Source organism: Stutzerimonas stutzeri, assembly GCF_024448715.1.
GTDB classification, from domain to species: domain Bacteria; phylum Pseudomonadota; class Gammaproteobacteria; order Pseudomonadales; family Pseudomonadaceae; genus Stutzerimonas; species Stutzerimonas stutzeri_AR.
Window position 1 is genome coordinate 497001 of record NZ_JAMOHZ010000004.1, and the last position, 6062, is coordinate 503062.

At 54.9% G+C, this 6062-nt stretch carries 6 protein-coding genes; 3 read left to right on the forward strand and 3 right to left on the reverse strand.

Annotated features, from left to right (window positions below):
- Positions 1–12: 12 nt before the first annotated feature.
- Positions 13–441, reverse strand: coding sequence for a protoporphyrinogen oxidase HemJ (hemJ, locus tag NAV33_RS11890; protein WP_255980193.1), 429 nt, complete (start codon positions 439–441; stop codon positions 13–15).
- Between the two features lie 133 nt (positions 442–574).
- Here hemJ and argC point away from each other — a divergent pair, with 133 nt between their 5' ends.
- On the forward strand, positions 575–1609 hold the full coding sequence (argC, locus tag NAV33_RS11895; protein WP_255980194.1) for an N-acetyl-gamma-glutamyl-phosphate reductase: 1035 nt from the start codon (positions 575–577) through the stop codon (positions 1607–1609).
- A 147-nt stretch (positions 1610–1756) separates the two neighbouring features.
- The gene (gene erpA, locus NAV33_RS11900; protein WP_014851496.1) at positions 1757–2107 is read left to right on the forward strand and encodes an iron-sulfur cluster insertion protein ErpA; all 351 of its coding nucleotides are present in this window, start codon (positions 1757–1759) and stop codon (positions 2105–2107) included.
- 73 nt (positions 2108–2180) lie between these two features.
- On the opposite strand, the gene NAV33_RS11905 is transcribed toward erpA, so the two are convergent.
- Both NAV33_RS11905 and NAV33_RS11910 read right to left on the reverse strand, forming a co-directional pair.
- Entirely contained in the window at positions 2181–3272 is a 1092-nt protein-coding gene (locus tag NAV33_RS11905; RefSeq protein ID WP_255980197.1) for an anhydro-N-acetylmuramic acid kinase, read from the reverse strand.
- A 2-nt stretch (positions 3273–3274) separates the two neighbouring features.
- Entirely contained in the window at positions 3275–4666 is a 1392-nt protein-coding gene (locus NAV33_RS11910) for a peptidoglycan DD-metalloendopeptidase family protein (protein ID WP_255980199.1), read from the reverse strand.
- Between the two features lie 173 nt (positions 4667–4839).
- Here NAV33_RS11910 and tyrS point away from each other — a divergent pair, with 173 nt between their 5' ends.
- Entirely contained in the window at positions 4840–6039 is a 1200-nt protein-coding gene (gene tyrS, locus NAV33_RS11915; protein WP_255980201.1) for a tyrosine--tRNA ligase, read from the forward strand.
- The last annotated feature ends 23 nt before the right edge of the window (positions 6040–6062 follow it).

Here is a 6062-nt window from a genome sequence, read left to right on the forward strand (position 1 = left end):
TTAGGTAGCTTTTCAGAACGGTTTGACCACAACCAGGATGACAATAGCCAGTAATAGCAGCACCGGGAATTCATTGAACCACCGGTAGAAAACATGGCTACGGGTGTTCTCGTTACGTGCAAAACGCTTCAGCTGTACACCGCATAAGTGGTGATAGCCGATCAGCAGGACTACTAGCGCGAGCTTGGCGTGCAGCCATCCGCCAGTGCTAAAAAGTGCAGGATTCAGCGTGATCATAGCTACCCCGAAAATGAGAGTTGCGATCATTGAGGGCAGCATGATTCCGCGATAGAGCTTGCGCTCCATTATTTGAAATCGATCCCGGCTTACCTGGTCTTCGCTCATTGCGTGGTAAACGAACAACCTCGGCAGATAGAACAGTCCGGCAAACCAGCAGACGATCGCAACGATATGCAGGGCTTTCAGCCATAGATAAAGCATTCAGCGGATTCCTTAGGTCGGAGTTGGTCGATAGTAGTGGCTTGAAGCTCCGCGCGTCACCTCGGTAGTTGGCCCTGAGCGCAGGCACCTTTATCATCGGTGCTCTTTATCGTTCCACTGTAAGAGGCAGCTCATGGTCAAGGTCGGAATCGTTGGCGGCACAGGCTACACCGGGGTCGAGTTGCTGCGTCTGCTGGCACAGCATCCCCAGGCCGAAGTGGCCGTGATCACCTCCCGCTCCGAAAATGGCGTCAAGGTGACGGATATGTATCCGAACCTGCGTGGCCACTATGATGGGCTGGCTTTCAGCGTGCCGGACACCGCCACACTTGGCGCTTGCGATGTGGTTTTTTTCGCGACTCCACACGGTGTCGCCCATGCGCTTGCGGCGGAGCTGCTTGACACGGGCACTAGGGTGATCGACCTCTCTGCGGATTTTCGCCTGCAGGACCCGGACGAATGGGCCAAGTGGTACGGCCAGCCGCATGGGGCTCCTGCTTTGCTGCCAGAGGCCGTCTACGGCCTGCCGGAGGTCAATCGCGAGAAAATTAAAGGGGCGCGCTTGATCGCCGTTCCGGGTTGCTATCCGACCGCTACTCAGCTCGGCTACTTGCCGTTGCTGGAAAACGACCTGGCTGACGCGTCGCGCCTGATTGCCGATTGCAAGTCGGGGGTCAGCGGTGCTGGTCGCGCTGCGAAGATCGGCTCCCTATTCACCGAGGCTGGCGAGAGCATGATGGCTTACGCCGTTAAGGGCCATCGTCATCTGCCTGAAATCACACAGGGCCTACGTCGTGCTGCGAGAGGAGACGTGGGACTGACCTTCGTTCCGCATCTAACGCCGATGATCCGTGGTATCCACGCCACGCTTTATGCAACGGTCGCGAACACTTCCGTTGATTTGCAAGCGCTTTATGAACAGCGTTATGCCAACGAACCTTTTGTCGACGTGATGCCTGCGGGGAGTCATCCAGAGACCCGAAGCGTGCGTGGCGCCAATATGTGCCGCATCGCTGTACATCGTCCACAAGACGGCGATCTGGTAGTGGTGCTGTCGGTCATAGACAATCTGGTCAAAGGAGCGTCCGGCCAAGCCTTGCAGAACATGAATATCGTCTTCGGTCTGGATGAACGACTCGGTTTAAGCAACGCGGCGTTGCTGCCTTGATGAGCCGGTGCTCAGCTCTCGCGGTCGAGCGCAGGCATACCTACTTCGTTGTAATCGGTCGCTGACGAATAGTTGACCAATTTTGTAGGAGAAGTCGATAATGCACCGTCAACGCAGTAATGGGCGCTCCCGCGCCAGGAGAACCAAATGAGTGTCGAATCCTTCACGCCCACCGCTATCCAGTTCAGTCAGGGTGCTGCGAGCAAGGTGAAGAGTCTGGTCGATGAAGAAGGAAACCCGCGACTCAAGTTGCGTGTCTTTGTCACGGGCGGCGGTTGCTCTGGTTTCCAGTACGGTTTCACGTTCGATGAGGACTTGGCTGAAGATGACACCATCATTGAGCGTGAGGGTGTGAGTCTTGTAGTCGACCCGATGAGCTACCAGTATCTGGCTGGCGCTGAAGTCGACTACCAGGAAGGCCTGGAAGGTTCTCGGTTTGTAATCAAAAATCCGAATGCCACGACTACTTGCGGCTGCGGGCAGTCCTTTTCCATCTAACGCCCACGATCCGCTAAGAACACCGTGCCAGGTTTAGGCACGGTGTTTTTGTTTGTAAGCGGAAAGCCGAAAATCAAGCTGGATAGATCGCGCCCAGTACGCGCAGGCCGCGGGCGCCGGTTACGTTCGGTCGGTTCGCGGCGATTCCTTCGATGCAGCAATGTGCGAGCCAGGCGAAGGCCATAGCTTCGATCCAGTCGGGCGCTACGCCAAACTTGGCGGTACTGGTTACCTCGCGCCCCGGAAGCAGAGCATGCAGCCTTCGCATCAGTGCAGTGTTATGTGCGCCGCCACCGCAAACCAGCACGTCTTGCGTGTCCGGTTGGTTGAGGAGCAGCGAATCACAAATGCTCCGTGCAGTCAGTTCCAGCAGCGTAGCTTGGACATCTTCAGCAGTAACTTGGGGAAATGAAGAGAGATGGGCATCCAGCCACGGCAGGTTGAATAACTCGCGCCCGGTACTTTTCGGTCCTTGAGCCGCGAAGAACTTGTCACTAAGAAGTTTCCTGAGAAGTTCAGCGTCGACGTGGCCGCTGGCTGCCCAGTCTCCGTTGCGGTCGTACGAGTGGCCGTAGTGACGATGAATCCATGCGTCCAGCAATACATTGCCTGGGCCGCAATCGAAGCCACTGGCGGATTTGCCCAGGTGGAGCAAGCTGAGGTTGCTGAACCCGCCGATATTCAGCACAGCCCTGACACGCGATGCGTCGCTGAACAACGCCTCATGAAACGCCGGTACCAGAGGAGCACCCTGGCCACCTGCTGCCACGTCGCGTCGACGGAAATCAGTAACCACGCTTATCGAGGTCAGTTCTGCTAGAAGAGCGGGTTGACCTATCTGGGTAGTGAAGCCACGTTGCGGCTCATGCCGCACTGTCTGCCCATGGCTTCCTATCGCTCGAATGGCTGTGGTGGCAAGCTGCAGCTTAATGAGCAACTTGTGAATGCCTGTGCTTGCCAATTCAGCCCAGGCCTGTTCGGCGATTGCTGCCCGGGCCAGTTCGTCAGGCCCTGGCGAGCAAAGTTCAAGCAGGCTCTGCTTTAGTTTTAACGGCATCGGCTCATAGTGCGTGCCGAGTAACTTCGTTTTTTCAGTCTGCTCTATCAGTGCGAAATCCAGGCCGTCAAGGCTGGTGCCCGACATGACTCCTACATAGAGCGACATTGCTATTGTTTCTGCATCGCCAGCATGGTGGCGCGCTCTTTGTCCATGCGTGCCATTAGCGGTTGGCTCAACTGTAGAAAACGTTGCTTTTCGTTCTTGGCAATCGGATCTGCCATGGGCAGCTTCAGGCCGAGAGGGTCGACGTGTACTCCGTCCACTTGGAACTCATAATGCAGATGGGGGCCGGTCGAAAGGCCGGTCGTACCGATGTAGCCAATGATCTGCCCCTGCTTGACCGTTGAACCGCTACGCACACCTTTGGCGAAACCCTGCATATGCGCATAAAGGGTACGATAGCGGTGGCCATGCTGAATCACCACTGTATTTCCATACCCGCCCTTGCGTCCTGCAAGCAATACCTTTCCATCACCCGCGCTCTTGATAGGTGTGCCGCGTGGAGCTGCATAGTCCACTCCCTTGTGCGCACGAATCTTGTTCAAGATGGGATGTTTGCGACCGTTGGAAAAACGAGAGCTGATACGAGCAAAATCAACCGGGGTGCGGATAAATGCTTTGCGCATACTATTGCCGTCGGCTGTGTAGTAACTACTATTGCCTTGTTTGTTTGTATAGCGGACGGCGGTGTAGCTCTTGCCTCGATTGGTAAATCGAGCGGCGAGAATATTTCCCGTTCCTACCCTTTCGCCAGCAATACTCTTTTCTTCGTAGATGACCTCGAAAGAGTCTCCTTTACGGATGTCCATAGCGAAATCGATGTCGTAACCGAATACGTTGGCGAGATCCATCGTCAGGTTATGGCTGAGCCCTGCGCGCTTTGCTGCTAGGAACAGGCTACTGTCAATGCGTCCTTGTGCGTAGGCAGTGGTTACGTCCGGCTTGAGATGCTCTTTCTTGAAGACATAGCCACTGCCAAGCTTTTCCAACTGGAGCGTTTCGAGCTTGTTTATCGGGCTGCGCAGCCGAGTCAACCCGCCTTGCTCGTCCATTTCGAACTCGAGACGCTGGCCGACCTTGAGGCGGGCCAACTGTTTTGCCTCTGTACTACTCGCCAGAACATCATGAACGGTAGATTGCGGTAGGCCGACCTTGGCAAATACAGTCGACAAGGTATCCCCGTTTGCGACGACCACCTCTTTGGAGAGAGGGTTTGTTTCGACTGCTGCGTCTGGCGATGAAGCTTCGCTGAGATCGTGCTGCTCTGTGTTTGGAAGTTGAACGAATGGACTATCCGGTTTGGCATTTTCAAGCGGCTCGGCATCCATGGACGCGAGCTCTGCGGAGGTATCGAGTCGAAGATCGAGAAATGTTTTCTTTGCTTCGACTTCCCGCGATGGGAACACCAGAAGCGCCAAGCTCAGAAGCGCAGCTACCCCGCTTGCAGCCAAGAGATGGCTTTTCGGGTAATAAGGTGCTTTCGATTTTGAATAGGTCATTAGATGTCTGGTGATTTTTTGTACAGAGAAAATATCTGCCTAAAATATAACCAAAGCGCTGCTGAGGCAACCCTTGGATGGGCGCGGTGCCTACCAGAGCACATCTCCTAAGATTGTATTTTTCAGGTGATCTTGTAAGGTTGACGCCCTTAATTTTCGGTGTGGGGCCTCCAATGAAGTCGGTTCAAGAGCAGTTGTCGGTGATCAAGCGGGGCGCTGATGAGGTGCTCGTCGAGGCGGAGTTGGTCGCCAAGCTCGAGCGAGGCCTGCCGTTGCGAATCAAGGCCGGCTTCGACCCTACCGCGCCCGATCTTCACCTGGGCCATACGGTGCTTATTAATAAGCTTCGTCAATTTCAGGAACTTGGCCATCAGGTAATCTTTCTAATAGGCGATTTCACCGGGATGATTGGCGATCCGAGTGGTAAAAGCGCAACTCGCCCGGCTTTGACTCGCGAGCAGGTTTTAGAGAATGCCGAAACCTATAAGAGTCAGGTATTCAAGATTCTCGATCCGACCAAGACGGAAGTTGCGTTCAATTCGTCTTGGATGGACCAGCTGAAGCCTTCAGATTTCATTCGCCTGGCGTCGCAATACACCGTGGCTCGGATGCTTGAGCGCGACGATTTCAGCAAGCGTTATTCAACCAATCAGCCCATTGCAATACACGAGTTTCTCTACCCTCTAGTCCAGGGCTATGACTCGGTCGCGCTTAAGGCGGACGTCGAACTGGGCGGAACCGATCAAAAATTCAATTTGCTGATGGGGCGAGAGCTGCAGCGTTCCTATGGGCAGGCTTCACAGTGCGTCGTGACCATGCCGCTCTTGGAGGGGCTTGATGGCGTCAAGAAGATGTCCAAGTCGCTCGGGAATTATGTAGGCATCCAAGAAGTGCCCGGAGTCATGTATGGCAAGCTGGTATCTATCCCTGACGCCTTGATGTGGCGCTACTTCGAGTTGCTCAGCTCTCGTAGTATGGAAGAAATAGAATCTTTCAAGACGGATGTCCAGCAGGGCGCTAACCCGCGTGACATCAAGATCAAACTGGCCGAGGAAATTGTCGCTCGCTTTCACGGTGAGGAAGCTGCAGCCGCAGCGCACCGTTCAGCCGGCAACAGGATGAAGGAAGGTGAGTTGCCAGAAGACATTCCCGATATCGAGTTGCGTTCCTCAGAAGATATGCCGGTGGCGTCCGTGTTGAACCGCGCGGGCCTGGTCAAGAATGCCGCGGTTGCGCGAGATCTGCTTGGCTCTGGTGGTGTTCGGGTGGATGGGGAGGTGGTGGATCGCACCTTTATGTTCAAGCTTGGATCGAGTCATATCTGCCAGGCCGGCAAAAAAGCTTTTGGCCGCATTTCGCTGTTCGCAGAATAAATCCCCAAATACTAATTGACGCC

Bases quoted from the DNA above. Each gene is read 5' to 3' on its own strand.
- hemJ (WP_255980193.1), bottom strand. From the start codon at position 441: ATGCTTTATCTATGGCTGAAAGCCCTGCATATCGTTGCGATCGTCTGC.
- argC (WP_255980194.1), top strand. From the start codon at position 575: ATGGTCAAGGTCGGAATCGTTGGCGGCACAGGCTACACCGGGGTCGAG.
- erpA (WP_014851496.1), top strand. From the start codon at position 1,757: ATGAGTGTCGAATCCTTCACGCCCACCGCTATCCAGTTCAGTCAGGGT.
- NAV33_RS11905 (WP_255980197.1), bottom strand. From the start codon at position 3,272: ATGTCGCTCTATGTAGGAGTCATGTCGGGCACCAGCCTTGACGGCCTG.
- NAV33_RS11910 (WP_255980199.1), bottom strand. From the start codon at position 4,666: ATGACCTATTCAAAATCGAAAGCACCTTATTACCCGAAAAGCCATCTC.
- tyrS (WP_255980201.1), top strand. From the start codon at position 4,840: ATGAAGTCGGTTCAAGAGCAGTTGTCGGTGATCAAGCGGGGCGCTGAT.